This is a genomic window from Pseudomonas avellanae BPIC 631 (assembly GCF_000444135.1).
Taxonomy (GTDB): domain Bacteria; phylum Pseudomonadota; class Gammaproteobacteria; order Pseudomonadales; family Pseudomonadaceae; genus Aquipseudomonas; species Aquipseudomonas avellanae.
The window spans coordinates 1-25,220 of sequence record NZ_ATDK01000221.1; the positions used below are offsets into that span (position 1 = coordinate 1).

Genomic DNA, 25,220 nt, shown 5'->3' on the forward strand with positions numbered 1-25,220 from the left:
TACAGATGCCCTATCGAAATGATGACGGAAATGATGTCCAAGCATCATGAGAGTCCATCCCTAACTCAATAGCCGGGTGTTGCACTCAGCCTCTGAAACCGCCCTGATTAAAAAGTTGTCCGAGCCTGCCATGCAATCACTCAAACACTTCAAGCGCGTCGCCACCGACTGGTTCCTCTGGGGCATGGTCCTGGCGACGGTTCTTGCCTACTTCCTCCCCCACTTCGGTGCCACGGGCGGCAGCATGCATGCCGAATACGTCATTAACATCGGCGTGTTCGTGGTGTTCTTCCTGCACGGGGTCAACCTGTCCAGCGAGCAGATCAAAAAGGGCCTGAGCAACTGGCGCCTGCACGTGATGATTCAGGTGTTCACCTTCGTCGTATTCCCGCTGATCTGGCTGGCGTGCGACAAGCTGCTGGGCTCGCATGTGCCTGCGCTGCTGATGCTGGGTTTTTTCTACCTGTGCGCCCTGCCCTCGACCATTTCGTCTTCGGTGGCGCTGACCGGCAGCGCGGGCGGTAACGTTCCGGCGGCGATTCTCAACGCCAGCATGTCCAGCGTCATCGGGATTTTCATCACGCCGTGGCTGGTGAGCCTGCTGGTCGGCACTGGCGCAGGCGGTATCGATCTGGGCGATACGCTGCTGAACCTCTGCGCCATGTTGCTGCTGCCACTGGTGCTGGGCCAACTGTTGCGTCCGCTGCTGGGCAAGTTCTTTGCGCGGCACAAGAAGTACACCAACCTGATCGACAAGATGGTGATTCTGCTGCTCGTCTATGCGGCGTTCTGCAATTCGATGATCTCCGGCATGTGGCAAAGCCAGGGCAACAGCGTGATTCTGACTGCATTCATCGGCACCGCGCTGTTGCTGGCGGTGATTCTGCTGCTGACCACCCGCACCGCGCGGGCGCTCAAGTTCGATCACGCCGACAAGGTTGCTGCGGTGTTCTGCGCCACCAAGAAGTCCCTCGCGGCCGGCGCACCGATGGCGGCCTTGATCTTCGGCAGCAATCCGGGGCTGGGGCTGATTCTGCTGCCGATCATGATTTATCACCCGATGCAGTTGATCGTCTGTTCGATCATCGCCGAGAGCTACGCCAGTCGGCACCGCCAGCAGCTCTCGCAAGCCGCACTGGAAGAAGCTCGCGCCGCCTGACCGCGGCTTACATCAGCGCGTCGTCGTCCAGCGTGACGCGCGCGTAAAAGACGATGGCCACGGTCGGGTTCAACGCCGAATAACCTGGCCTCAGCGCCGTGCCGAAATGCGTCAGCATGCGCTGCACCGGCGCCTGGCGAATCGCACCCAATAACCCTTTGAGCCTGCCGGGGGCTTCTTCGGCCTGCGCCGGCTTGAAAAACGCAGCGACGGTCAGGCGCTCGGCCAGCGTATCGACATGCGCGGCATACACCTCCCAGCTCATCGCCCTGACACTGGTGCGGGGCATCTGCACCAGCGGGTGCGCACTGTTGAACGCATGGCGAAAGAACGTTCTGAGCAGCAGCTCTTCCACCTCGACCACCGTGGCGCACTGGTGCAGCGCGTCGTCCAGGCCGTATTGCCGCGCCAGCATGCCTAGCGCTCGGGTATAGGGCACGCCTCGACGACGCGCGGCATTGACCAGAAAGTGTCCGGCGACCAGCTGGAATTCGCGCACGAATGCATAGGCCCGGTCTGCTTCGGCATCGTGCAGGCGGGTCCAGCGGCTGCTGCGCAAATGCCTGATCGCCGCGTCCAGCAAGTGATCCGGCGAGCGCGCCAGCACGTCGTGCAGCAAGGCATCCTGCAAGACCGGGTCGCGGGTCGTTACGGGCAAAACAGCGACGCCTGTTTCCAGCCCTTCACACCCGCTGAAACCGGTCGCGATCAGCACTTCCTGCAAACGGCGCCAGTAATGGTGATGGCGATACCCCGCCATGCGCACATTTTCAAAATGCTCGACCGGCGTGCGCCCCAGGCTTTTCTCGCCCAGGTTCAGCAGCAACACGTGGTCTTCGCTGGAATAAGCATTGATCAGTCGCCCGCTGATGCTTTGTTTGAGCTGCTCGGCCTCGGCGGCATTGAGGCGCACCGCAGCGGCCATCAGCAGCACATCACCCACGACCAGGCCGTGTTCGAGGGGTTGCTCGGCGTTTTTGAGTGCGCTGACCAACAGCCGACCGCCCAGTGAATGGCCGATCAGGTTGACGCGCTTTACCTGCGGGTGATGCTCGAACAGGTAGCGGTCCAGTTGCGTCAGCAGCACCTTGCCCATATCGCGGGCACGATTGCGGATGCGCGCGAAATGAACCACCCGATCCCCCGCCAGCGCCGCCGCACCGGCCAGCGGATGCACACGAGCGGCGGCCATCAGCAGGCCACGGGAGCGGTTATCCATCTGGGTGAAATGGCTCGAAGGCCAAAAGGCCAGGATGTTCACGCTGTGGCGCAAGGCAACGGGAATGCTGCTGGCCAGCATGCGCCGGTCATCCAGATCGTGCCCTGAGGAGTAGCCATGAATGAACACGTTGGCGACCTCGCCCGATGTCTTGGGCAAGGTCAGAAATTTGAAATGATTTTCCACGTTGTCCTGTCACGCACGGGCGGGTTGCGCGTTCAATTTCTGACGATGAAGCGTTTGGCGATCAGCATGATCAGCCGCAGGCAGAACATGATACCGGTCACGGCGATCACCCATTTGGCAACCAGCACAAAATAACCTTCGATCTCATCGGAGACCAGCCCCACCAGCAGCCCCATGCCGAAGATCAGCAAACCGATCAGCGCCAGACCAATGTAAGGCCGCAACCAGCGGGTTCGCGCGCCTTTGTCGAACAGATAGAGCACAGTGCCGATCAGAATCAGAAGTACCGATATACCAATGATGAGCCCCATGTTTTACCTCGACGTTACAGGCCAGTAGTGCTGGTTGATCATTGATAATCTCAACTATCGTGCGACGCTGCTCGTCGGCATGCCGTTCTGGACGCTCTGCGTCCGGTCTTGGCTGCACAGCGAAGCGCGGCAGCGGATTATGCCCATGACCGCCGCCATTTGCCTAACGCTCCAGAATCGCCGTCACGCCCTGCCCGCCTGCTGCGCAGATCGAGATCAGGCCACGTCCGCTGCCTGCCGCCGCCAGCAGTTTGGCAAGGTTGGCGACGATGCGGCCTCCGGTAGCAGCAAACGGGTGGCCGGCGGCCAGTGAGCTGCCCTTGACGTTCATTTTGCTGCGATCAATCGACCCAAGCGGCGCATCCAGCCCCAGGCGGGTCTTGCAGTACTCGGCGTCTTCCCAGGCCTTGAGCGTGCACAGCACTTGCGCGGCGAACGCTTCGTGGATTTCGTAGTAATCAAAATCCTGAAGCGTAAGCCCGTTGCGGGCCAACAGGCGCGGAACGGCGTAGACCGGCGCCATCAGCAAGCCTTCCGCGCCGTTGACGAAGTCCACTGCTGCTGCTTCGCCATCGCGCCAGTAAGCCAGCACCGGCAAACCACGTTCGCGAGCCCAGTCTTCACTGGCCAGCAACACCACCGACGCGCCATCGGTCAGCGGTGTCGAATTGCCAGCCGACAACGTGCCTTTGGCGCTGCGCTCGAAAGCCGGTTTGAGGCTGGCCAGTTTCTCCAGCGTCAGGTCCGGGCGCAGGTTGTTGTCGCGGATCAGCCCCAGGTACGGCGTCATCAGATCATCCTGCCAGCCCTCGGCGTAAGCGGCGGCCATTTTCAGATGGCTTTCCAGCGCCAGTTGATCCTGCGCCGAGCGCTCGACGCCCCAGGTCTGCGCCATCAGCTCGCAATGCTGGCCCATCGACAACCCCGTGCGTGGCTCACCGTTGCGCGGCAGCTCCGGCTTGAGGTGATGCGGGCGCAACTGCAGCAACGCCTTGAACTTGTCAGCCGGAGTCTTGCTGCGGTTGACCTGCAACAGAATGGCGCGCAGCCCTTCATTGACGCCGATTGGCGCGTCCGACGTGGTGTCCACACCGCCGGCAATGCCGCACTCGATCTGCCCTAACGCGATCTTGTTGGCCACCAGCAATGCGGCTTCAAGACCCGTGCCGCAGGCCTGCTGAATGTCGTAAGCGGAAGTCTGCGCGGACAGCCGCGAGCCGAGCACGCATTCGCGGGTCAGGTTGAAGTCTCTGGAGTGCTTGAGCACCGCGCCCGTCGCGACTTCACCCATGCGCAGCCCGTGCAGGTTGAAGCGCTCGATCAGACCTTCGAGCGCTGCGGTGAGCATGTCCTGATTGCTGGCAGTGGCGTACGAGCCATTGGAGCGGGCGAACGGAATGCGGTTACCGCCGACGATGGCGACCCGACGAGGTTGCGTCATGGAAAACTCCCTTTATGCATACGAATGGATGAGCCGTGTCGATCGCAAGAACAAACGTCATGCCACCGTGGTCCATTCCTTTGAACCCCGACTTCAGGAGAGTGTTCCATGCCGTCAGATCGCTATATTGATTTCGCCAATTCCGACATGGGTCGGCGTCTGGTGAACGCCGTCGGTCTGCCCGCCCCCACCCACCTGGAGCGCTGGCAGGCCGGGCGTCTGCGTCCGGTCGAAGGCACACTGCTGATCAGCGCCGGGCCGCTGGGCGATCAGGTCAGGCAGTTCGCCAGCCGCCTGACCGACTCGCTTTACAGCTTCGGCAGCGAGATGCCCGGCGCAACCGCCTGGGTCGCCAATCAGGGGCCGCGCCTGAAAGCGGTGGTTTTTGACGCCAGTCAGATTCTGCGTACCGAGCAGCTCAGACAACTCCGGGATTTCTTTCAACCGTTGCTGCGCAACCTCGACCACTGTGCACACGTGGTGATTCTTGGCCGCGCGCCGGAGATGCTCGACGATCCACTGGCGGCCAGCACGCAGCAAGCCATCGTGGGCTTCAGCCGTTCGCTGGCCAAGGAAGTGCGTAACGGTGCGACGGTCAAGCTGTTGCAAGTGGACGAAGAAGCGCAGGACCAACTGGAGGGCGCATTGCGCTTTTTCCTGACACCCAAGGCGGCATTCATCTCCGGTCAGTTTGTCCATTTGAGCGCCTGCCCGAGCAAGGTGCAGGACTGGACACGCCCACTGGCCGGGCGCAAAGCGGTCGTGACCGGTGCCGCGCGGGGCATCGGCGCCTCGATTGCCGAAACCCTGACCCGCGATGGCGCGCAGGTCATTCTGCTGGACGTGCCGCAAACCCGCAAAGAGCTGGAAGCGCTGGCCTCGCGGCTCGGTGGTCAGGCCCTGGCGCTGGATATCTGCGCGGCGGATGCACCTGCGCAATTGCTTGAGCACCTACCCGATGGCGTCGACATTCTGGTGCACAACGCAGGCATCACCCGCGACAAGACGCTGGCCAATATGCCGGAAGATTTCTGGGACTCGGTGCTGGCCGTCAACCTTGGCGCGCCGCAAGTGCTCACTCAGGTGCTGCTTGATGGCGGCGCGCTGAAAGACAACGCCCGAATCGTGCTCATGGCCTCGATCAGCGGCATCGCCGGTAATCGCGGGCAAACCAACTACACCACCAGCAAGGCCGGTCTGATCGGCTTTGCCAAGGCCATGGCGCCAGGGCTCAAGGCTCGCGGCATCAGCATCAATGCTGTTGCGCCAGGTTTCATCGAAACGAAAATGACCGCCCACATGCCGTTCACCTTGCGTGAAGCGGGCCGGCGCATGAGTTCGCTGGGCCAGGGCGGTACGCCACAGGATGTCGCAGAAGCGGTGGCGTGGTTCAGCCAGCCGGGCAGCGGCGCCGTCAGTGGCCAGGTTTTACGCGTATGTGGTCAAAACGTGATCGGGGCCTGAGGTCCCGCACTGAGTTCAAGGAGATGGATGATGACGGCTCATTGGCGCTATCTCAATTCACTGCAACCGCTGTCCAACCTGTTCATTCAGGCGGCGCTCAGGCGCAAGGTAACCGGCACAAAGCTACCCGATCTGGGGTTGCGCAGCTGGATCACGGTCGATAACGACAAGCTTGAAGCGTACCGCAAGGTCTGTGGGTTTGCAGACAGCAGCCTGCTGCCGCCCACTTACCCGCATGCGCTGGCATTTACGTTGCAGATGCAATTGATGACCTCACCGGAGTTTCCCTTCCCGCTGCTGGGGCTCATTCATCTGGGCAATCAGATTCGCACCCTTCGTCCGCTCGGCGGTGTGAGCCAGTTGTACATCAGCGTGCAGGCCACCGACCTGCGCCCACACCTCAAAGGCGCGACGTTTACCTTGCTCACGCAGGCCGAGGACGGCATGGGCCTGCTGTGGGAAGAAGAAAGCACCCTGCTGTGCACCGCCGTGCACCTGGAAGACGCACCTGTCGAGACGCCCGAAGCGTACCTGCAACCGCTCACCGAGCTGGACCGCTGGCGGGCGTCTGCACAGATCGGCCGCGAGTACGCCAAGGTGTCTGGCGACTACAACCCGATCCACCTCAGCGCCGCCAGCGCCAAGCTGTTCGGCTTCCCGCGCGCCATTGCCCACGGCATGTGGCTCAAGGCACGTGCGCTCGCAGCACTGGAAGATCACCTGCCCGCCTCGAACGTCGAGATCAGCGTGCAGTTCCAGAAGCCGGTACGCCTGCCCGCCGATGTCACGCTGTCGGCCAGCGCCGCCGGTTCCCATGGTGAGTTTCGTGTCGAGGGCCAGGAAGGCATCGTGCACATGATCGGTAGCTGGCAACCCGCTACGGATTGAGGTCATTGCGTCCTGTGACGGGAGCGCTGCTCCCTTCAACGGCTGAACAAACTGCAACGCCCACTTGCCTGACGACTCGATCCCCCTGAAGCTATGCGTCTTCAGGAGAGCACGATGAACCTCGACGAGTTGACCCAACGCCTGCACCGCATCCGCGACCAGAATGACTGGAAGCAATTTCACAGCCCGAAAAACCTGGCCATGGCTGCCAGCGTGGAAATGGCCGAGCTGGTGGAGATATTCCAGTGGCTGCGCGAAGACCAGTCCCGCGAGCTGCCTGCCGATCAACGTGAGCATGCCGGGCAGGAAGTCGGCGATATCGTCCTCTACCTGTTGCTGCTGTGCAGCGAACTGGGGCTGGACATGGAAACGGTCGTGCGCAACAAGCTGGCAGACAGTGAGCGGAGATTTGCCAAGTGAGTGATCGCCATTTCGACCAGTTGGCGACGCGCTTTGCAGAAAAGATCTACGGCGGGGCCAAAGGGGCCATTCGTCTGGCCGTTTTGCAGGCCGATATGACCGAGACGCTGCCCACGCGGCCATTGCGCGTGTTGGATATCGGCGCCGGGTTGGGGCATATGTCGCTGTGGCTGGCCGAGCAAGGTCATGAGGTGACGCTGGCCGAGCCCGCCGAGCCTATGCTTGAAGGCGCACGCCAGCGTTTTGCCGATGCCGGACAGACGGCAACCTTCATTCAGGCCCCGTGGCAGGCGCTGCCCGACTTACTGAGCGACACTTACGATGTGGTGCTGTGCCACGCCGTACTGGAATGGCTGGCCGAGCCGTACTCGATTCTTCCGGTGCTGCGCAGGCTCACCAAGGACGACGGCTGGCTGTCGCTGGCGTTCTACAACCGCGATGCGCTGATTTATCGCAACTTGCTCAAGGGTCATTTCCGCAAGATGCGTAAAAACGACATGGCCGGAGAAAAGCAGAGCCTGACGCCCCAGCAGCCCCTCGACCCTCGGGAACTGGCGACGCAACTTGAAGGGCTGTGGCAAGTCGAAACCCGCAGCGGCGTGCGGGTGTTTCACGATTACATGCCGGTTGAATTCCAGGCGCGGGCCGAGCTGACGGACCTGCTGGAAATGGAGCTGGCGCATCGACGGCATCCGGCGTTTGCCGGGCTGGGTCGATACCTGCACTGGATCTGCCGTCCGGTCTGACATCATTGCGGAGACCCACATGACCTACCGTCCAGCCTTGTTTGCCCTGTTGCTCGGCCTGAGCGTTATCGGGCTGAGCGCCTGTCAGAGCGACAACCCTTACGTGGCCAGCTCGCTGCCCATGCCGCCAGCGCCGCCGCAGGCAGCCAAAACGCTGGACTTGAGCGCTTATCCAGCGCCGCCGCGCGACTACGGCAAGTACCGGACCTGGGGCTGGCTCAACGGCCAACTGCCACCGGGTACGGCCTGGGTGGATTCGGCACAGGTGGTCGAAGCATTGAGCAATGGCCTGGATCAGCGCGGCCTGCGCCCGGCTCGTAATAATCAGCCTGCCGACCTGTACGTCAGCGCCACGACACGGCAGGAAACCCGGCTACGCCAGGTGCGCGAGGATTATGATCCGTATTACGGGGGCGGCTTGGGTTACGGCCGTTACGATGGCTACCGCCCCGGTTACGGCGGATACGCCAGCGTGCCGGTGGTGCGCACTTATCAGGAAAACGTGATGGTGGTGCAGATCAACCTGATTGATGCGCGCACCGGCCAGCCGGTCTGGAGCGCCAGCGCCGACGCACGCGCCAGCAACAATCTGGCAGACCGCAGCAGCGCACTGCGTCAGGCCGTGCAACAGGCACTGACCGCTTATCCCCCTTCGTAGCTCTTTTGTAACCTCTTCGGAGAACTGCCATGTTTCGCCGTATCATCCTGCTGTCCTGTGCCCTGTTGCTGGCCGCCTGTCAGAGCAACTCGATCAATCGCGATTTCGATGCCCAGCGTGATTTCGCTGGTTATCGCAGCTGGAGCTGGAAAGAGCCCGGTGTGCAGTACCAGCCGGATGATCCACGGCTCAGGAGTGACCTGACCGAGCAACGCATTCGCCAGTCGATCGGCGAGCAATTGGACCAGCGCGGCTTGCGCATGGCCGCGGGCGGTGCACGTGCGGATTTGAACGTGCAGGCCTGGCTGATCGTCGAAAATCGCCAGCAGACGGTGAGCACCAACTACGGCGGCGGATGGAACCCGTGGGGCGGCTATGGTTACTGGAACGGGCCGATGAACACCGAAACCCGCAGCGTTGATTACAAGGTCAGCACCCTGCAGATCGACCTGTTCGACGCCAAGGACGGCAAACTGGTCTGGCGCGGCAGCACCGAACGCATCCTCAACGACAACGCCGGCACCCCCGCCGAACGCGACCAGGCCATGCGCAGCACCGTTGCGAAGATCCTGGAGCAGTACCCGCCGCGCTGATTGGCGCCTGACCGAGACCGGGCAACGCTTCGCTTGTCTGGGATCTCTCGGTTTTGTAGGAGCGGACTCGTCCGCGAAGGGTTGCGAAGCAACCCCAAAACGAGCCACCTCGGCTGCATCTGACTATACCGAGGGGGCCGGTCCACTCCTACGCCCTCCGGTCAGAAGCCCCTGATCTCAGTACTGAGCGAAGTGACTTTCCAAAGCTCAAGCCTGCATGTCGCCCTGCATTTCATCGAGCAATTCCTGAATCGCGTCGAGGCGTTCTTCAGGGTCGTCGATTTCCAGCAGTTCGACTTTGTCTTTCTCGGTAAATGGCAGCAAATAGGCCAACTGGTTGGACAGCGAATACTGCCCCTCGGCGGACACGCCCATGTTCAAGGAGGCAACCATCGGGTGTTCGGCCAGGGCTTCAAGCAGCGCGACGAGGTCGGCGTCTTCTTCCTGTAACGGCCGCTCCTCAGGCTCTTGCAGCCATTCAACCTCGGCCACCAGCAGTTGATCGCGCTGGACCTCGGTTGCAGTAACCCGGAAGCGGCGTCCACCCACAACACGAATGCCCAGCAAACCGTTGTCCTGCTGCTGAAAATCCTCGACCAGCGCTTCACAGCCGATTAGCGAGTAGCCGTCCGGCACTATGCCGACCTCACTGCCCTGGGTGATGCACACCACGCCAAACCCTTCGCCCTGCTTCATGCAGCGGCCAATCATGTCCAGATACCGGGCTTCGAACAGTTGCAGATCAAGCACACAACCCGGAAACAGCACAGCGTTCAATGGAAACAAAGGCAACGTCATAGAAAAGTCTCCTTTAAATGGCCAGCGACATTGCCAGCGGCAGAAACAGTGCCGTTGCAACGCCCATCAGACTCATTGCCAACGCAGCAAAAGCCCCCGATTCCTCACCTTCTTGCAACGCCACGGACGTTCCCACCGCATGAGCGGTCAGGCCCAGGGCCATGCCCCGCGCCGCAGGATTGTCCACGCCGGCCAGCGACAGTAGGCCCGGGCCGAAAATGGCACCGAATACACCCGTAATCAATACAAAAACCGCCGCCAGCGCCGCCACTCCGCCAATCTGCTCGGCGACCAGCATGGCGATGGGTGATGTCACCGACTTCGGTGCCATGGTCATCAAAATCATGTGATCGGCCCCAAACAGCACCCCAAGGCCCACGCACAGCCCGGTGGCAAACACTCCGCCGATCACCAGCGTAGTCAAGACGGGCCAGAACAACTGCCGAATGCGCCGCATATTCAGATAAAGCGGCACCGCCAGCGCAACCGTCGCCGGCCCCAGCAGGGTGCTGAGAATCTCGGTGCTTTTGCGGTACTCGGTGTAGTCCAGGTCGCAGACCAGTACCACGCCGATCACCACCACCATCGACACCAGTACCGGCTGGAGAAACAGCCAGCGGGTTTTTTCATACGCAGCCATCGCCATCTGATAGGCACCGAGCGTGACCGCGATGCCGAAAAGCGGGTGATGAATCACCGACATCCATGCGCCGTGCCAGTCCAGAGTCATGACAGCTCCTGGCGGCGAGTCTGACGCTTGACGAGCTTCTGCATCAGCCAGCCGACGAAGGTCAGGGAAATCATCAGCGACAGGGTCAGGGTGCCAAAGATCGCCCAGAAGTCCTGGGCAATGGCCGACGCGTACACCATCACGCCGACGGCGGGCGGCACCAGTAACAGTGGCAGGTAGCGCAACAGGCTGCTGGCGGCCACGCTGATTGGCTCGCTGACTTCACCGCGCAGCATAAGGTAAGCCATCAGCAGCACCAGGCCAATGATCGGCCCCGGCAATATCGATAGAAACAGATGGTTGAGCGCCGTGCCCAGCAATTGGAACAGCACCAGCCATGTCAAACCCCGTAACAACATGAGGACTCCAGCAAATAAACGAATCCGGCGAATTCACCGCGCCATTATAAACACGCCGCGCCAGAGACTATGCGTGGGTATTCGCATCCATGCAGTCGCTTGACCAACCGGCAACCGTCTGCTGATCTTGAGGTTCGCCTGGCGGGGAGAACCGCTGCGGCCAATGCTGCAAAACCAAACCTGACAAGGAGCGCGACATGCCTTTTGTACCTGTCACAGAGCTCGAGGACTACATTGGCAAGGAACCGGGATGTTCCGACTGGCTGTTAATTGACCAGGAACGTATCAACCTGTTCGCCGAAGCCACGGGGGATCATCAGTTCATTCACATCGACCCGGTCAAAGCGGCGCAGACCCCGTTTGGCGAGACCATCGCCCACGGTTTTCTGTCGTTATCGCTGATCCCCAAGCTCATGGAAGGCATCATGGTGCTGCCCGAAGGCATGAAGATGGCGGTGAACTATGGCATGGACAGCGTGCGTTTTGTGCAGCCGGTGGTGGTTAACTCGCGCGTGCGCCTCAAGGTCGAGTTGACGGAAGTCACCGAGAAGAAACCGGGCCAGTGGTTGCTCAAGGCAACCGCTACGCTTGAGATCGAAGGCCAGGCAAAACCCGCTTTTGTGGCCGAACCCCTGACCTTGTGTTTCGTGTAACACGTTTAAAACATGAAACAGTCGTAACAGACTGTTTCATCCCGCTTACTCGCTGCGGCATACTCCCCTGCAGTCGTGACCCATGACATCTGCTCAAGCAGAGCCGGGCTCGCCACTGAATCACTCTTCCGGGATCTCACATGCGCGCGCTTGCTCCATTGGCTTTGACACTCTTGATCGCAGGCTGCGGTGATGGCGAATCACTTTTGCCGCCAGACGGCCGCCTGCCCGATGGCGGACGCTACCGTGGCGACGTGGTCAACGGCCTGCTGCAAGGCGAGGGGCGGATCGACTACCCCAACGGCAGGTGGTACACCGGCCAGTTTGTAAACGGGCTTTGGCAAGGTCAGGGGGAATGGCACGCCAGCAATGGTGACGTCTACAAAGGCGGCTTCGAGCAGGGCCTGTATCAAGGCCAGGGTCGACTGACCACGCGCAACGGCGCGAGTTATGTCGGCAACTTCAAACTCGGGCTGCGTGACGGCGAAGGGACGCAGAAAGACAAGGGCGTGCTTTACCGCGGCCAGTTCAAGGCAGGCCAGTACGACGGCCCCGGACGTCTGGAACTGGAAGACGGCAGTCAGCACCAGGGCATGTTCGCCAAAGGCAAAGCCAACGGCGAAGGTTCGCGCAGTGACGCCAGCGGCAATCAATACAGCGGCAACTTCGTCGACGGCCAGTTGCAGGGCATCGGCAGTTTCACCAGCGCCGACGGCGATCAATATGTCGGCAACTTCCGCAACAGCCAGTTGGACGGCCAGGGCCGCTACGAAAACAGCGACGGCGACGTCTGGAGCGGTGAATTCAAGGAAGGCGCACTGACCGGCAAAGGCGAGCTGATCGGTTCGGACGGCAGCCGCTATCAGGGCGACTTCGATAACTGGCGCTTCATGGGCCAGGGTCAACTGCAACTGGCTGACGGCAGTCGTTACGTCGGCCAGTTCGCCGATGACACCTATCAGGGCAACGGCGTACTGACCTCCCCGGATGGCAAGGAACAGCGCGGCATCTGGGCCAATGGCCAACGGGTGCGTGACGCCAAGGGTAAATTGCTGCCCGACGTGCTTGAAGCCGGGTTGCTTGCGCAGGGCACTTTGCTGGACCAGGCGCTCGCCGCCGTGCCGGCATCGACACCGGCCACCGAACTGTACACGCTGGTGGTGGCAGGCGATGGCAAGCAAAGCGTGTTCATGCGCGAAGCGGACTACGTCAGCAATTTGCTGAAATCGCGTTTCGGCGCGGTCGGCCAGGTTGGTCTGGTCAATCATCGCGATCACATGGATGACCGGCCGATGGCCACCCGCGAAACCATCACCCGCGCAGTGCAGCCCCTTGCACAGCGCACCGGCCCGGAAGACCTGGTCTTCATTTACCTGACCAGCCACGGCACACAGGACCATGAACTGGTACTCGACCAACCGCGCCTGTCGCTGGCTGATCTGCCCGCTGACGCGCTGGCCGCCGCCCTCGCCCCGCTGAAAAACCGCGACAAGGTCGTGGTCATTTCGGCCTGCTACTCCGGCGGCTTCATTCCGGACCTCAAGGACGAGCGCACCCTGATCATGACCGCCTCCCGCGCCGACCGGGTGTCCTTCGGTTGCTCGGAAGAAGCCGACTTCACTTATTTTGGCGATGCACTGTTTGCCAAGGCATTGGTCGAAACCGATGACCTGCAACAAGCATTCAATGAAGCAAAAGCCTATGTCGCCCAACGTGAGACCGAAGATAATTTCGAAGCCTCCGAGCCGCAGATATGGACACCAAAAGGAGTTCTGGCGCGCTGGCAGCAATTGCGCAAAAGCCAGGCCGAACGCGCTTTGAATACGGCGTTGAACCGCACGGAAGCGAAGACCCCGACTAGCCGCTAGGCTTATCAGTATCAAGGGAGAACGGTAATGTATTTGACGCCGCAACATATTCTGCTCGCCGGGGCCACCGGCCTTACCGGTGAGCATTTGCTTGATCGCCTGCTTAACGAACCGACCGTAAGCCGAGTGCTGGCACCGACGCGCAGGCCTCTGGCGGAACACCCTCACCTGGAAAACCCGGTCGGCGACCTCACCACATTGCTGCCCTTGCTGGGTGGCCGTGTGGACATTGCCTTCTGCTGCCTGGGCACCACTATCAAGCAGGCAGGCTCGCAGGACGCTTTCAAGGCGGTCGATCTGGACCTGGTGCTGGCGTTCGCCACCCGTGCCCGTGAGCTGGGTGCGCGTCATTTGCTGGTGATCAGCGCGATTGGCGCTGACCCGAAATCGACTACGTTCTACAACCGCACCAAAGGCGAGATGGAACAGGCACTGCGCGCGCAAGACTGGCCGCAACTGACCATCGCCCGCCCGTCACTGCTGGTGGGCAGCCGTACTGAAACCCGCTGGGTCGAACAACTGGCCACGCCTATCGCCAAGCTGCTCCCCGGCAAATACGGCGCAATCGAAGCCTGCCAACTCGCCCGTGCCATGTGGCGCCTGGCGCTGGAAGAGCAGAATGGTGTGCGGATTGTCGAGTCGGATGAGCTGCGTAAGCTGGGGAAGTAGGCGATGGTCGCTGGGGCTCAGACTATGATAGTCCCCACGCTCCGCGCTCGTCGCTATACACAAGTCCTGAAGAGTCCGGTGGACGGGGATTTCAAGCTTCTGCCCGCAGGGCGTGGGAGCGAACCGGGCGACGCTTCGCTTGTTCGCGAAAGGGCCGGTGCAAACGCCGAAAATATATCGTCTGAAATGCCGCTTTCGCGAACAAGTTCGCTCCCACGGCCTCCGGCCAGAATCAAAAGCGGACTTGTGTATAACGATCACCATCGACTGGTAGCGCTGGTAGTCGCTCTGGTGTCTCTCTAAAGCCCGCCTGTCGCCCGAACGCCCACCCCAGCCGCCGTCAGCAACGACAGCGGCAGCAACAAGGTGTCGAGCAGCGCGCTGCCTGGCAGGTCAAGGCCCGGATAGCTCGGTGCCTCTGCGCCGAACCGGTCTGCGGCGCAGCAACCGCCCTGCAATGCATACAGGTTCAGCCGTGTGCCGGCATACACCACCGGCGCGCCGGGCTTGGCGGCATCAAGCGTGCGTGCGGTGGCGCAACCGGTCAGTGCGAGCGCAAGTGATATCGATATCAGCTTATTCATCGCCGCCCACATGATGCTCACCCCAACGCGGCAGCATGTCCTGAGGGATGTTCAGCAGGTTGAGAATCCGCGCGACGATAAAGTCCACGAGGTCGTCGATGGTCTGCGGCTGGTGATAAAAGCCAGGAGAGGCTGGCAGAATCACCGCGCCCATGTTCGACAGCTTGAGCATGTGTTCCAGATGAATGCTGGAATACGGTGCCTCGCGGGGCACCAGGATCAACTGCCGACGCTCTTTCAAGGTGACGTCGGCGGCGCGCTCGATCAGATTGTTACAGGCACCGGTCGCAATCGCCGACAACGAACCGGTGGAACACGGCACCACCACCATCGCACCGGGCGCACCGGAGCCCGAAGCCACCGGCGACATCCAGTCGTCGCGGCCATACACCCGAATCTGCCCGGCCGACGCGCCGGTGTATTCCGTCAGGAAGGCCTGCATCATCATCGCCTTGGGCGGCAGGCGCACGTCGGTCTCGGTGGCCATCACCAGTTGCGCAGCCTTGGAGATGAGGAAGTGCACTTCCCGGTCTTCACGCACCAGACAATCCAGCAACCGCAGGCCATATTGCGCACCTGACGCACCGGTCATCGCAACGGTAACGCGCTCCGGGCCGCTCATTGCAACGCCTCCGCCAGCTTGCCATGCAGGCCGCCAAAACCGCCGTTACTCATGATGACAATGTGCGTACCGGGCTGCACCTGGCTTTTGACCTGGGCGATGATTGCCTCCAGAGAATCACAGACCAACGCTGGCACGGTGCCTCCCGCGACTGTTGCCGCCAGGTCCCAGCCCAGATTGGGGGGCGCATACCAGACCACCTGATCGGCTTGCTGTACGCTTTCCGGCAGACCGTCGCGGTGCGCGCCCAGCTTCATGGAGTTGGAACGCGGTTCGATCACGGCAATGATCGGCGCATCGCCGACCTTTTTGCGCAGGCCATCCAGCGTGGTGGCAATCGCGGTCGGGTGATGAGCGAAGTCGTCATAAATAGTGATGCCGCGCACCTCGGCGACCTTTTCCATACGGCGCTTGACGCTTTTGAACGCGCTTAGTGCCTGCACGCCCAGCAGCGGAACAACACCGACGTGACGGGCTGCAGCGAGGGTCGCCAGCGCATTGGCGACGTTGTGCAGGCCAGTCATGTCCCACTCGACCGCGCCCTGCAGCTCGCCTTCGAACAGCACTTCAAAGCGCGATCCGTCTTCACTCAACAACCGCGCCTGCCACTGACCGCCCTCGCCCGTGGTTTGCACCGGCGTCCAGCAGCCCATTTTGATGACGCGTGACAGCGCAGGCTCGGTGGTCGGATGGATCACCAGGCCCTCGCTCGGAATGGTGCGCACCAGATGGTGAAACTGACGTTCGATGGCGGGCAGATCGGGGAAAATGTCGGCGTGATCAAACTCAAGGTTATTGAGGATCGCAGTACGTGGGCGGTAATGAACGAACTTGGAGCGCTTGTCGAAGAAGGCACTGTCATATTCGTCGGCTTCCACCACGAAGAACGGGGTTTCACCCAGACGCGCCGACACCGCGAAATTCTGCGGGATACCGCCAATCAGAAAGCCAGGGCTCATGCCTGCGTGCTCCAACACCCAGGCCAGCATGCTGCTGGTGGTGGTCTTGCCGTGCGTGCCGGCTACCGCCAGTACCCAGCGACCTTGCAACACGTGGTCTGCCAGCCATTGCGGGCCAGACACATACGGCAAACCTTTATTCAGGACATATTCAACCGCCGGGTTGCCACGCGACAGTGCGTTGCCGACCACCACCAGATCCGGCGCCGGAACCAGTTGCACAGGGTCGTAGCCCTGAGTCAGCTCGATACCCTGAGCCTGAAGCTGGGTACTCATCGGCGGGTAGACGTTGGCGTCGGAGCCGGTGACCCGATGCCCCAACTCTTTGGCGAGCACCGCCAGCGAACCCATGAACGTGCCGCAGATACCAAGGATATGAATGTGCATGACCAACCTCTCAGAACATCCACGCAGGTTAACGTAGGGGCGGTCAAATGGCACCCTGAGTTTGTCCGTCGCAGCGCCCGCGCAGGTATTTCAATAGCGTGCGGATAAGCCTAAAGTCCTGATCACGGCCGGCTGCAAATAGCCTACTCTTGAATGCCTCCTGCCCACTACCCGACTGCAGAATCGACACAGACTCCCTCACAACAAGAACCAGGAGACATACCATGCGTTACGCTCATCCCGGTACCGAAGGCGCTATCGTCAACTTCAAGGAACGCTACGGTAACTACATTGGCGGCGAGTTCGTCGCGCCCGTCAAAGGTCAGTATTTCACCAACACCTCGCCCGTCAACGGCAAGCCCATCGCCGAATTCCCGCGCTCCACCGCCGAAGACATCGACAAGGCACTCGACGCTGCCCACGCAGCCGCCGCAGCCTGGGGCTCGACTTCGGTGCAGGCGCGCTCGTTGGTGCTGCTGAAAATCGCCGATCGTATCGAAGCCAATCTGGAAGTCCTGGCCATCACCGAGACCTGGGACAACGGCAAGGCGATTCGCGAAACCCTCAACGCCGACATTCCGCTGGCCGCTGACCACTTCCGCTACTTCGCTGGCGTGCTGCGCGCCCAGGAAGGCAGCGCCGCCGAGATCGACGGCAACACCGTGGCGTATCACATTCACGAGCCGCTGGGCGTGGTCGGGCAGATCATCCCGTGGAACTTCCCGATCCTGATGGCCGCCTGGAAACTCGCTCCAGCACTGGCTGCCGGTAACTGCATCGTGCTCAAACCTGCAGAGCAGACGCCACTGGGCATCAGCGTGCTGATCGAACTGATCGGCGATCTGTTGCCTGCCGGCGTTCTGAACATCGTCCAGGGTTATGGCCGCGAAGCCGGCGAAGCGCTGGCCAGCAGCAAGCGTATTGCCAAGATTGCCTTCACCGGCTCGACACCGGTTGGCTCACACATCATGAAGCTGGCGGCAGACAACATCATTCCGTCCACCGTTGAGCTGGGCGGCAAGTCGCCGAACATCTTCTTTGAAGACATCATGAGCGCCGAACCGGAGTTCATCGACAAAGCTGCCGAAGGCCTGGTGCTGGCGTTTTTCAATCAGGGCGAAGTCTGCACCTGCCCGTCGCGCGCGCTGGTGCAGGAGTCGATCTATCCACAGTTCATGGAAGCAGTGCTGCGCAAGGTCGAGAAGATCAAGCGTGGCGACCCTCTGGACACTGACACCATGGTCGGCGCTCAGGCCTCCGAGCAACAATTCGACAAGATTCTCTCGTACCTGGAAATCGCCAGGGGCGAAGGCGCCGAGCTGCTGACCGGCGGCAAGGTCGAGAAGCTGGAAGGCAATCTGTCGACGGGCTATTACATCCAGCCGACGCTGCTCAAAGGCAACAACAAGATGCGCGTCTTCCAGGAGGAAATCTTCGGTCCGGTGGTCAGCGTCACGACCTTCAAGGATGAAGCGGAAGCGGTGGCGATTGCCAACGACACCGAGTTCGGCCTGGGCGCAGGCCTGTGGACCCGCGACATCAACCGCGCCTACCGCGTGGGCCGGGCAATCAAGGCCGGGCGCGTCTGGACCAACTGCTACCACCTGTACCCGGCACACGCCGCATTCGGTGGCTACAAAAAATCCGGCGTCGGCCGCGAAACCCACAAAATCGCGCTTGAGCACTATCAGCAGACCAAAAACCTGCTGGTGAGCTACGACACTAATCCGTTGGGGTTTTTCTAGGTTTTTAGGTCCCCTGCTCAAGTTGGAACATGCCCCCCTGTGGGAGCGGACCGGGCGACGCTTCGCTTGTCCGCGAAGACGGTAGTTCAGACGATACCTTCTCGGAGAATGTACTGGCCCTTTCGCGAACAAGTTCGCTCCCACGGCCTTTGGCCAGAATCAAAAGCAGACTTGTGTACAGCACTGAGCCCTCTTGAGCGGTAACAAGAAACACACCACGCACCAACCCTGTGCATCACGTCCCGGCTTAACGCTCTGGCGTGATGCATCCCGCCCCCGAACCCATCCGCTTACGCCTGCAAACTCGCACTCCCGGCCGGGATGGAGTATTAATTGCTTGCATCGCTTCCCACAGTCGTTTGAACCGGGACGTCACCGGTTCGACCGAAAGACTACGTCCAACGCGAACAGCGCGACGTCATGGAGAATCTGTATGGCGAGCTTTTCCCATTCTGTCGGTGCGCAGACGTACCGCTTCGACAGCCTCAAAGAAGTCATGGCCAAGGCCAGCCCCGCGCGTTCCGGTGATTATCTGGCTGAAGTCGCGGCGCACAATGATGCCGAGCGGGTTGCCGCGCAAATGGCGCTGGCCAATATTCCCCTCAAGCATTTTCTTGAGGAGGCCCTGATCCCCTACGAACAGGACGAAGTCACCCGCCTGATCATCGACACCCACGACAAACTGGCCTTCGCGCCGGTCAGCCACCTGACTGTCGGCGGTTTTCGTGACTGGTTACTCAGCGACCAGGCCGATGAAACCAGCCTGCGCGCATTGGCGCCGGGCCTGACGCCGGAGATGGCGGCTGCCGTTTCAAAAATCATGCGCGTGCAGGATCTGATCCTGGTGGCGCAGAAGATCCGTGTCGTCACCCGCTTCCGCAACACCATGGGCCTGCGTGGCCGGCTGTCTACCCGCCTGCAACCCAACCACCCGACTGACGACCCGTCCGGTATTGCCGCCAGCGTGCTGGACGGCCTGCTGTACGGCAACGGCGATGCCATGATCGGCATCAACCCGGCCACCGACAGCACCTCAAGCATCGTCGCGCTGCTGGAGATGCTCGACGCCATCATCCAGCGCTATGACATCCCGACCCAGTCCTGCGTGCTGACCCACGTCACCACGTCCATCGAGGTGATCAACCGTGGCGTGCCGGTCGATCTGGTCTTCCAGTCAATCACCGGCACCGAAGCCGCCAACGCCAGCTTCGGCATCAACCTCAAGCTGCTGCAGGAAGGCTACGAAGCAGGGCTGAGCCTGAACCGCGGTACCCTCGGGCAAAACCTGATGTATTTCGAGACCGGCCAGGGCAGCGCGCTGTCGGCCAACGCCCACCACGGCGTCGACCAACAGACCTGCGAAACCCGCGCCTACGCCGTCGCCCGGCATTTCAACCCGTTTCTGGTCAACACCGTGGTCGGTTTCATCGGGCCGGAATACCTGTACAACGGCAAGCAGATCATTCGCGCCGGCCTGGAGGACCACTTCTGCGGCAAGTTGCTGGGCGTGCCGATGGGCTGCGACATCTGTTACACCAACCACGCCGAAGCCGATCAGGACGACATGGACACCCTGCTGACGCTGCTGGGCGTTGCCGGCATCAACTTCATCATGGGCATCCCGGGCTCCGACGACATCATGCTCAACTACCAGACCACCTCGTTCCACGACGCACTGTACGCCCGGCAGAGCCTGGGCCTGCGTCCGGCACCGGAATACGAAGCCTGGCTGGAGAAAATGGGCATCTTCACTCAGGCAGACGGCCGCGTTCGCTTCGGTGACAGCCTGCCGCCCGCCTTCCGTCAGGCACTGGCGCACCTCGCATGAGTGATCAGCCGATGAACGAAGTACAAGACAACGCCGCACCCGCCAATCCGTGGCTGGAACTGCGCCGCCTGACGCCCGCCCGCATCGCGCTGGGACGTACCGGCACCAGCCTGCCAACCTCCGCGCAACTCGACTTTCAGGCCGCGCATGCCCAGGCGCGCGATGCTGTGCATCTGGCATTCGATCATGCCGCGATCAGCGCGCAACTGGCCGAAAAAAGCCGGGAAACCATACTGCTGCACAGCGCTGCAGCCGACCGCGACAGTTACCTGCAACGCCCGGACCTGGGCCGTCGCCTGAATGACGAGTCTGCACAGACATTGCGCGAGTACGCCGCGGCTCATCCGGGCGGGCTGGACCTGGCCGTGGTGGTGGCTGACGGGCTGTCGGCACTCGCCGTCCATCGCCATGCCGTGCCGTTCCTCACCCGCCTGGAAGAACAGGCCAGCGCCGAGGGCTGGACCCTGTCGCCGGTGCTGATGGTAGAGCAAGGCCGTGTGGCGGTCGCGGACGAAATCGGCGAGCTGCTCGGCGCTAAAATGGTGGTGATCCTGATCGGCGAACGACCTGGCCTGAGTTCCCCTGACAGCCTGGGCCTGTATTTCACCTACGCGCCAAAAGTCGGACTGAACGACGCACATCGCAACTGCATTTCCAACGTGCGGCTGGAGGGCCTGAGTTACGCAATGGCCGCCCATCGCCTGCTGTACCTGATGCGCGAAGCCTGCAAACGGCAGATTTCCGGGGTCAGCCTCAAGGACGAAGCGCAATTGAATACTCTGGAGTCCGATGACTCTGCCGACAATTCAGACAGGAAAATCGGCAATTTCCTGCTCGACGGCCCCGCAGTCCCACATTAGATTGTGCTTTCTAAAACTGCCGGGCAGGATCGCGTAATCCTCCCGGCACACTGCATTAGCCCATAGGGAAGTTGAGGCCAACCATGCGGATCATCAAAGCCACTCTCGAACACCTGGACATACTCTGCCCACTGTTCATCAAATACCGCGAGTTCTACGGCGAAACACCGTTCCCGGACTCTTCACGGGACTTTCTCGAAAAACGCCTGCGCCGCGACGAATCGGTGATCTACCTGGCACTGGCCAATGATGACGAAGGCAGGTTGCTGGGTTTTTGCCAGCTCTATCCAAGCTACTCGTCGCTGTCGCTCAAGCGTGTATGGATTCTCAACGATATCTACGTCGCCGAAGACGCTCGCCGCCAACTGGTCGCCGATCATCTGATGAAACAAGCGAAGAAAATGGCCAAGGAAACCCATGCCGTCCGCCTGCGGGTGTCCACCAGCAGCAACAACGAGGTGGCGCAAAAGGTCTACGAGTCCATCGGTTTCAAGGAAGACACGCAGTTCAAAAACTACGTGCTGCCGATCAACTCAGACTGATCACCCGCCTGATCGAACGTGGCAGCACTGCCGCGTTCGGCTGCGATAAAGCGTCCCGGTTGTCACTCCGTCAATCCCGCCACTTATTCCAAAACCCCTTCTGCGCATTCTGCTTCTATAATGCGGCGCATACCGAAAAGTCGTTTCTTCCGCATGCGACCCCGGACAGGGTTCTCGCCTCAGGTGCTTCAATGGAATTCAACCCGCTCGACCTTATCCTGCATCTCGACGTCTACCTCGACCTGCTGGTGACCAACTACGGCACCTGGGTCTACGCGATCCTGTTTCTGGTGATTTTCTGCGAGACCGGGCTGGTGATCATGCCGTTCCTGCCGGGCGATTCGCTGTTGTTCATCGCCGGAGCCGTGGCTGCCGGTGGCGGCATGGACCCGGTATTGCTGGCCGGGCTGCTGATGCTGGCGGCGATTCTCGGTGACAGCACCAATTACGTCATCGGTCGCACCGCCGGAGAAAAACTGTTCAGCAACCCCAAATCACGCATCTTCCGCCGCGACTACCTGCTGCGCACCCAGGATTTCTACCAGCGCCACGGCGGCAAGACCGTCACCCTGGCGCGTTTTCTGCCGATCATCCGCACGTTCGCGCCGTTCGTGGCCGGTGTCGGCCGAATGTCCTATCCGCGCTTCGTGGGGTTCAGTGTGCTGGGGTCGGTGCTGTGGGTCGGCAGTCTGGTCGCGCTGGGCTTTTTCTTCGGCAATGTGCCGTTCATCAAGCAAAACCTGACCCTGCTGGTGCTCGCCATCATCCTTATTTCGCTGGTGCCGATGGTCATTGGCGTGTTGCGCAGCCGCAGCGCCCCGCCGGTAGACGCACGCTAAACCATGTGGTCATTCAGCAATTGGCGCAGGCGACGAACCCTCGCCAGACATCCGGTTGCTGAAGAACTGTGGCAGCAGGTGCGCAAGCGTCTGCCGATCCTTGATGGCTTAAGCAACGAGCAGGACGCACACCTGCGCGACGCCTGCGTGCTGTTTCTGAACGACAAACACTTGAGCGCGCTGCCGGGTGTAGAGCTGGACGACGAGCAAAGGCTGTTTCTCGCCGCGCAAGCGCAATTGCCGCTGCTCAGCCTGGGCGAACTGAACTGGTATCAGGGCTTTCACGAGATCGTGCTGTACCCCGACGACTTCGTCAGCCCGCAGCGCCATCGCGATGCAAGTGGCGTGGAACATGAGTGGGATGGTGAACACAGCGGCGAGGCCTGGCTGCAAGGCCCGGTGATTCTGGCCTGGCCGGGCGTGCTGAGCAGCGGCGACTGGGACGGCTACAACCTGGTCATCCACGAACTGGCGCACAAGCTCGACATGCTCAACGGCGACGCCAACGGCCTGCCGCCGCTGCACAGCGACATGCGGGTGACCGACTGGGCCAGCGTCATGCAAAGCGCATTCGACGAACTCAACCGGCAACTTGATCAGGACCCGGATGCACAAACCGTCATCGACCCCTATGCCGCACAAGACCCTGGCGAGTTCTTCGCCGTGACCAGCGAGTACTTCTTCAGCGCACCCGACCTGCTGCACGAAAGCTACCCGGCGGTGTACGCACAACTTCAGGCGTTCTACCGTCAGGACACCCTCGCGAGGCTGAATGCGTTGCGCCATCAGGACCCGGCTTATCGGGACAGCTAACCGCTACCGAGGCCATGCGTAGCAACCAAAACAGAATATGCCTATAATCCGGACCACTTTAGGGCGGCTCGCGCCGCAATCTGTCTGTTCAACCAGGGGGGCAATGCCCAATGAGCTACAGCAAGATTCCGGCCGGTAAAGACCTGCCGAACGACATCTACGTCGCGATCGAAATCCCGGCCAACCATGCGCCGATCAAGTACGAAATCGACAAAGACACCGATTGCCTGTTCGTTGACCGTTTCATGGCCACCCCGATGTTCTACCCGGCCAACTACGGTTTCATCCCTAACACCCTGGCTGACGACGGCGACCCGCTGGACGTGCTGGTGGTCACCCCTTACCCGGTCACCCCAGGCTCGGTCATCCGCGCCCGCCCGGTCGGCATTCTGCACATGACTGACGACGGCGGCGGCGATGCCAAAGTCATCGCAGTACCCCACGACAAGCTGTCCCAGCTGTATGTCGACGTGAAAGAGTACACCGACCTGCCAGCCCTGCTGCTTGAGCAGATCAAGCACTTCTTCGAGAACTACAAAGATCTCGAGAAAGGCAAATGGGTGAAGATCGAAGGTTGGGGCAACGCTGACGCTGCCCGTGCCGAGATCATGAAATCGGTAGAAGCGTTCAAAGGCTGATCATCGATTTCGCGTTTCCGGGCACCTGATGCCAGGGCCCGGAAACACGCTTTACCTCTCCTGCGCGTCAAATCCGCTCCCGACACACCCCCATACGTATTTTTCTGCAGACCGCACGTTTAAAAATGCGCTCGACGATTCACCCACCCATAAACAGTCCGTTAATGCCCGTATAGCCTGGGTAAACGTCCGATGCGTCGTTTAGTCGAAAAAGCGTTATTACGGAATCTGCCTACACGGTATTCATTCCATCCGTAGTCCCGATAGCCGCCACCCCCTTGGGATAACGTCGATCTCAACACCTCGTTCATTTAAACGCCCAAGCGACGCCCGTAGAATTTGCGCCATGAATACATCAGGCGATCGACTCCGCATCCTCCTTCGGGAGTGCCACCTCACCGCGACTGATTTTGCCGCCAACCGCAAAATCACGCCGCAACACGTCAATAACTGGTTCAAGCGCGGCGTGCCCATGGCGCGGATTGACGAGGTGGCTGAACTATTGACCGTCAACGCCCGCTGGCTGCGCAGCGGCGACGGGCCCAAACACCCCAATGAATCGGCCAATGAAAACACCGGTGACGACACACGGATGGCCATCCAGCAAACAAGAAACGTACTGCGCGGCGACGTGGAAATTCAAATTTACATGGAAATCGAATCCACCCACGGCGTCGGCAAAACCGTGCTCTCCGAAGCCCCCGGACAAAAAATCCGCCTGCCCCTGCAAGTGTTGCAAACCATGGGCATCGACCCGAAAAACTGCATGTGCGTGGCCATGGTCGGCAACAGCATGGCCGACAAAATCCAGGACGGCTCGATCCTCGGCGTCGACCGCGAACTCACCCAAGTCATCGACGGCGAAATCTACGCCCTCGAACACGGCGGCATCCTGCGCGTGCGCTACCTCTACCGCCTCCCCAACGGCGGCCTGCGCCTGCGCAGCCACAACGACGCCGAGTACCCGGACGAAGTGTTCAGCGGCGAGGACATTGCAAGGGAGAAGATCCGGATTCTGGGCTGGATATTCTGGTGGTCGACACTGAACAGCCGGCGTAATGCGATGCTGTTGTTGTGACGGGTTCGGGATTTGGGAGGTATCCGGGCTGGGCATAAGTGGTGAGGTTTAGTATCCTGCGCACCATCCAGAGCACCCGACGCTGTTGAGCGGTGCGGTGCTTGAACGGGGCATATGATCCGTTTGCCTCGTTGTCTATTCGCGCTTCTTTGAGGGCGCATCT

28 protein-coding genes are annotated in these 25,220 nt (G+C 60.9%); 18 read left to right on the forward strand and 10 right to left on the reverse strand.

The window, feature by feature from the left end:
- Positions 1–130 precede the first annotated feature (130 nt).
- Positions 131–1,159, forward strand: a complete 1,029-nt coding sequence (locus tag DW49_RS0109455; RefSeq protein ID WP_020342489.1) for a bile acid:sodium symporter family protein — start codon at positions 131–133, stop codon at positions 1,157–1,159.
- Between the two features lie 7 nt (positions 1,160–1,166).
- On the opposite strand, the gene DW49_RS0109460 is transcribed toward DW49_RS0109455, so the two are convergent.
- The 3 genes from DW49_RS0109460 to DW49_RS0109470 form a co-directional block, all read right to left on the reverse strand.
- On the reverse strand, positions 1,167–2,564 hold the full coding sequence (locus DW49_RS0109460; RefSeq protein ID WP_005614459.1) for a DUF726 domain-containing protein: 1,398 nt from the start codon (positions 2,562–2,564) through the stop codon (positions 1,167–1,169).
- Positions 2,565–2,596: 32 nt separating this feature from the next.
- Positions 2,597–2,875, reverse strand: coding sequence for a hypothetical protein (locus DW49_RS0109465; RefSeq protein ID WP_005614458.1), 279 nt, complete (start codon positions 2,873–2,875; stop codon positions 2,597–2,599).
- 163 nt (positions 2,876–3,038) lie between these two features.
- Entirely contained in the window at positions 3,039–4,316 is a 1,278-nt protein-coding gene (locus DW49_RS0109470; RefSeq protein ID WP_005614457.1) for an acetyl-CoA C-acetyltransferase, read from the reverse strand.
- 108 nt (positions 4,317–4,424) lie between these two features.
- On the opposite strand from DW49_RS0109470, the gene DW49_RS0109475 reads away from it, so the two are divergent.
- The 6 genes from DW49_RS0109475 to DW49_RS0109500 all read left to right on the forward strand — a co-directional run bounded on the left by DW49_RS0109475 (position 4,425) and on the right by DW49_RS0109500 (position 9,085).
- Positions 4,425–5,780 (forward strand): 3-oxoacyl-ACP reductase, encoded by a 1,356-nt coding sequence (locus DW49_RS0109475; protein WP_005614456.1) that lies wholly within the window; start codon positions 4,425–4,427, stop codon positions 5,778–5,780.
- Between the two features lie 30 nt (positions 5,781–5,810).
- A complete protein-coding gene (locus tag DW49_RS0109480) occupies positions 5,811–6,668 on the forward strand; it encodes a MaoC family dehydratase (protein WP_024420681.1) in 858 nt (285 codons plus the stop codon).
- A 114-nt stretch (positions 6,669–6,782) separates the two neighbouring features.
- Positions 6,783–7,088: a MazG-like family protein gene (locus DW49_RS0109485; RefSeq protein ID WP_005614453.1), complete on the forward strand. Its 306-nt coding sequence runs from the start codon at positions 6,783–6,785 to the stop codon at positions 7,086–7,088.
- Positions 7,085–7,834, forward strand: a complete 750-nt coding sequence (locus tag DW49_RS0109490; protein WP_005614452.1) for a methyltransferase domain-containing protein — start codon at positions 7,085–7,087, stop codon at positions 7,832–7,834. Before DW49_RS0109485 ends, DW49_RS0109490 begins: the two co-directional genes overlap by 4 nt.
- 19 nt (positions 7,835–7,853) lie before the next feature.
- Entirely contained in the window at positions 7,854–8,492 is a 639-nt protein-coding gene (locus DW49_RS0109495; RefSeq protein ID WP_005614451.1) for a DUF4136 domain-containing protein, read from the forward strand.
- 29 nt (positions 8,493–8,521) lie between these two features.
- Positions 8,522–9,085, forward strand: a complete 564-nt coding sequence (locus DW49_RS0109500; protein ID WP_005614450.1) for a DUF4136 domain-containing protein — start codon at positions 8,522–8,524, stop codon at positions 9,083–9,085.
- A 207-nt stretch (positions 9,086–9,292) separates the two neighbouring features.
- On the opposite strand, the gene DW49_RS0109505 is transcribed toward DW49_RS0109500, so the two are convergent.
- From DW49_RS0109505 to DW49_RS0109515, 3 genes are read right to left on the reverse strand one after another with little or no spacing between them, the layout of a single operon-like run.
- Positions 9,293–9,883, reverse strand: a complete 591-nt coding sequence (locus DW49_RS0109505; protein ID WP_005614449.1) for an LON peptidase substrate-binding domain-containing protein — start codon at positions 9,881–9,883, stop codon at positions 9,293–9,295.
- Between the two features lie 13 nt (positions 9,884–9,896).
- A complete protein-coding gene (locus DW49_RS0109510) occupies positions 9,897–10,613 on the reverse strand; it encodes an LrgB family protein (RefSeq protein ID WP_005614447.1) in 717 nt (238 codons plus the stop codon).
- Positions 10,610–10,972: a CidA/LrgA family protein gene (locus tag DW49_RS0109515; protein ID WP_005614446.1), complete on the reverse strand. Its 363-nt coding sequence runs from the start codon at positions 10,970–10,972 to the stop codon at positions 10,610–10,612. Before DW49_RS0109515 ends, DW49_RS0109510 begins: the two co-directional genes overlap by 4 nt.
- Positions 10,973–11,169: 197 nt before the next feature.
- Here DW49_RS0109515 and DW49_RS0109520 point away from each other — a divergent pair, with 197 nt between their 5' ends.
- The 3 genes from DW49_RS0109520 (at position 11,170) to DW49_RS0109530 (ending at position 14,162) form a co-directional block, all read left to right on the forward strand.
- Entirely contained in the window at positions 11,170–11,625 is a 456-nt protein-coding gene (locus DW49_RS0109520) for a MaoC family dehydratase (protein ID WP_005614444.1), read from the forward strand.
- Positions 11,626–11,765: 140 nt separating this feature from the next.
- Entirely contained in the window at positions 11,766–13,493 is a 1,728-nt protein-coding gene (locus DW49_RS0109525) for a C13 family peptidase (protein ID WP_005614442.1), read from the forward strand.
- Positions 13,494–13,520: 27 nt separating this feature from the next.
- Positions 13,521–14,162 (forward strand): oxidoreductase, encoded by a 642-nt coding sequence (locus DW49_RS0109530; protein WP_005614440.1) that lies wholly within the window; start codon positions 13,521–13,523, stop codon positions 14,160–14,162.
- Positions 14,163–14,461: 299 nt separating this feature from the next.
- Here the strand turns inward: DW49_RS0109530 and DW49_RS0109535 are convergent, their stop codons facing one another.
- The 4 genes from DW49_RS0109535 to DW49_RS0109550 are packed head-to-tail and all read right to left on the reverse strand — an operon-like array spanning position 14,462 to position 16,940.
- The gene (locus tag DW49_RS0109535) at positions 14,462–14,746 is read right to left on the reverse strand and encodes a YceK/YidQ family lipoprotein (protein WP_003379087.1); all 285 of its coding nucleotides are present in this window, start codon (positions 14,744–14,746) and stop codon (positions 14,462–14,464) included.
- Positions 14,739–15,368 carry a flavin prenyltransferase UbiX gene (gene ubiX, locus DW49_RS0109540; protein WP_005614438.1) on the reverse strand — a complete coding sequence of 210 codons (630 nt, stop codon included), beginning with the start codon at positions 15,366–15,368 and terminating at the stop codon, positions 14,739–14,741. Before ubiX ends, DW49_RS0109535 begins: the two co-directional genes overlap by 8 nt.
- The gene (gene mpl / locus DW49_RS0109545) at positions 15,365–16,714 is read right to left on the reverse strand and encodes a UDP-N-acetylmuramate:L-alanyl-gamma-D-glutamyl-meso-diaminopimelate ligase (protein WP_005614436.1); all 1,350 of its coding nucleotides are present in this window, start codon (positions 16,712–16,714) and stop codon (positions 15,365–15,367) included. The genes ubiX and mpl overlap by 4 nt, the downstream gene beginning before the upstream one ends.
- A 43-nt stretch (positions 16,715–16,757) precedes the next feature.
- Positions 16,758–16,940, reverse strand: coding sequence for a hypothetical protein (locus DW49_RS0109550; protein ID WP_024420093.1), 183 nt, complete (start codon positions 16,938–16,940; stop codon positions 16,758–16,760).
- Between DW49_RS0109550 and exaC the strand changes: the two genes are divergently transcribed.
- From exaC to DW49_RS0109590, 8 genes are all read left to right on the forward strand, one after another.
- Positions 16,939–18,459 (forward strand): acetaldehyde dehydrogenase ExaC, encoded by a 1,521-nt coding sequence (gene exaC / locus DW49_RS0109555; RefSeq protein WP_005614435.1) that lies wholly within the window; start codon positions 16,939–16,941, stop codon positions 18,457–18,459. The genes DW49_RS0109550 and exaC overlap by 2 nt on opposite strands.
- 433 nt (positions 18,460–18,892) lie before the next feature.
- Positions 18,893–20,287, forward strand: a complete 1,395-nt coding sequence (locus DW49_RS0109560) for an ethanolamine ammonia-lyase subunit EutB (protein ID WP_005614434.1) — start codon at positions 18,893–18,895, stop codon at positions 20,285–20,287.
- Positions 20,284–21,147 (forward strand): ethanolamine ammonia-lyase subunit EutC, encoded by an 864-nt coding sequence (gene eutC, locus DW49_RS0109565; protein WP_005614433.1) that lies wholly within the window; start codon positions 20,284–20,286, stop codon positions 21,145–21,147. Before DW49_RS0109560 ends, eutC begins: the two co-directional genes overlap by 4 nt.
- 83 nt (positions 21,148–21,230) lie before the next feature.
- Positions 21,231–21,689, forward strand: a complete 459-nt coding sequence (locus DW49_RS0109570) for a GNAT family N-acetyltransferase (protein WP_005614432.1) — start codon at positions 21,231–21,233, stop codon at positions 21,687–21,689.
- 191 nt (positions 21,690–21,880) lie between these two features.
- The gene (locus DW49_RS0109575; protein WP_005614431.1) at positions 21,881–22,528 is read left to right on the forward strand and encodes a DedA family protein; all 648 of its coding nucleotides are present in this window, start codon (positions 21,881–21,883) and stop codon (positions 22,526–22,528) included.
- A 3-nt stretch (positions 22,529–22,531) separates the two neighbouring features.
- Positions 22,532–23,341 carry a M90 family metallopeptidase gene (locus DW49_RS0109580; RefSeq protein WP_005614430.1) on the forward strand — a complete coding sequence of 270 codons (810 nt, stop codon included), beginning with the start codon at positions 22,532–22,534 and terminating at the stop codon, positions 23,339–23,341.
- A gap of 110 nt (positions 23,342–23,451) precedes the next feature.
- Positions 23,452–23,979: an inorganic diphosphatase gene (ppa, locus tag DW49_RS0109585; protein ID WP_005614429.1), complete on the forward strand. Its 528-nt coding sequence runs from the start codon at positions 23,452–23,454 to the stop codon at positions 23,977–23,979.
- A 346-nt stretch (positions 23,980–24,325) separates the two neighbouring features.
- A complete protein-coding gene (locus DW49_RS0109590; RefSeq protein WP_005614428.1) occupies positions 24,326–25,057 on the forward strand; it encodes a LexA family transcriptional regulator in 732 nt (243 codons plus the stop codon).
- The last annotated feature ends 163 nt before the right edge of the window (positions 25,058–25,220 follow it).

Bases quoted from the DNA above. Each gene is read 5' to 3' on its own strand.
- DW49_RS0109455 (WP_020342489.1), top strand. From the start codon at position 131: ATGCAATCACTCAAACACTTCAAGCGCGTCGCCACCGACTGGTTCCTC.
- DW49_RS0109465 (WP_005614458.1), bottom strand. From the start codon at position 2,875: ATGGGGCTCATCATTGGTATATCGGTACTTCTGATTCTGATCGGCACT.
- DW49_RS0109470 (WP_005614457.1), bottom strand. From the start codon at position 4,316: ATGACGCAACCTCGTCGGGTCGCCATCGTCGGCGGTAACCGCATTCCG.
- DW49_RS0109475 (WP_005614456.1), top strand. From the start codon at position 4,425: ATGCCGTCAGATCGCTATATTGATTTCGCCAATTCCGACATGGGTCGG.
- DW49_RS0109480 (WP_024420681.1), top strand. From the start codon at position 5,811: ATGACGGCTCATTGGCGCTATCTCAATTCACTGCAACCGCTGTCCAAC.
- DW49_RS0109485 (WP_005614453.1), top strand. From the start codon at position 6,783: ATGAACCTCGACGAGTTGACCCAACGCCTGCACCGCATCCGCGACCAG.
- DW49_RS0109495 (WP_005614451.1), top strand. From the start codon at position 7,854: ATGACCTACCGTCCAGCCTTGTTTGCCCTGTTGCTCGGCCTGAGCGTT.
- DW49_RS0109500 (WP_005614450.1), top strand. From the start codon at position 8,522: ATGTTTCGCCGTATCATCCTGCTGTCCTGTGCCCTGTTGCTGGCCGCC.
- DW49_RS0109505 (WP_005614449.1), bottom strand. From the start codon at position 9,883: ATGACGTTGCCTTTGTTTCCATTGAACGCTGTGCTGTTTCCGGGTTGT.
- DW49_RS0109510 (WP_005614447.1), bottom strand. From the start codon at position 10,613: ATGACTCTGGACTGGCACGGCGCATGGATGTCGGTGATTCATCACCCG.
- DW49_RS0109515 (WP_005614446.1), bottom strand. From the start codon at position 10,972: ATGTTGTTACGGGGTTTGACATGGCTGGTGCTGTTCCAATTGCTGGGC.
- DW49_RS0109520 (WP_005614444.1), top strand. From the start codon at position 11,170: ATGCCTTTTGTACCTGTCACAGAGCTCGAGGACTACATTGGCAAGGAA.
- DW49_RS0109525 (WP_005614442.1), top strand. From the start codon at position 11,766: ATGCGCGCGCTTGCTCCATTGGCTTTGACACTCTTGATCGCAGGCTGC.
- DW49_RS0109530 (WP_005614440.1), top strand. From the start codon at position 13,521: ATGTATTTGACGCCGCAACATATTCTGCTCGCCGGGGCCACCGGCCTT.
- DW49_RS0109535 (WP_003379087.1), bottom strand. From the start codon at position 14,746: ATGAATAAGCTGATATCGATATCACTTGCGCTCGCACTGACCGGTTGC.
- ubiX (WP_005614438.1), bottom strand. From the start codon at position 15,368: ATGAGCGGCCCGGAGCGCGTTACCGTTGCGATGACCGGTGCGTCAGGT.
- mpl (WP_005614436.1), bottom strand. From the start codon at position 16,714: ATGCACATTCATATCCTTGGTATCTGCGGCACGTTCATGGGTTCGCTG.
- exaC (WP_005614435.1), top strand. From the start codon at position 16,939: ATGCGTTACGCTCATCCCGGTACCGAAGGCGCTATCGTCAACTTCAAG.
- DW49_RS0109550 (WP_024420093.1), bottom strand. From the start codon at position 16,940: ATGGTATGTCTCCTGGTTCTTGTTGTGAGGGAGTCTGTGTCGATTCTG.
- DW49_RS0109560 (WP_005614434.1), top strand. From the start codon at position 18,893: ATGGCGAGCTTTTCCCATTCTGTCGGTGCGCAGACGTACCGCTTCGAC.
- eutC (WP_005614433.1), top strand. From the start codon at position 20,284: ATGAGTGATCAGCCGATGAACGAAGTACAAGACAACGCCGCACCCGCC.
- DW49_RS0109570 (WP_005614432.1), top strand. From the start codon at position 21,231: ATGCGGATCATCAAAGCCACTCTCGAACACCTGGACATACTCTGCCCA.
- DW49_RS0109575 (WP_005614431.1), top strand. From the start codon at position 21,881: ATGGAATTCAACCCGCTCGACCTTATCCTGCATCTCGACGTCTACCTC.
- DW49_RS0109580 (WP_005614430.1), top strand. From the start codon at position 22,532: ATGTGGTCATTCAGCAATTGGCGCAGGCGACGAACCCTCGCCAGACAT.
- ppa (WP_005614429.1), top strand. From the start codon at position 23,452: ATGAGCTACAGCAAGATTCCGGCCGGTAAAGACCTGCCGAACGACATC.
- DW49_RS0109590 (WP_005614428.1), top strand. From the start codon at position 24,326: ATGAATACATCAGGCGATCGACTCCGCATCCTCCTTCGGGAGTGCCAC.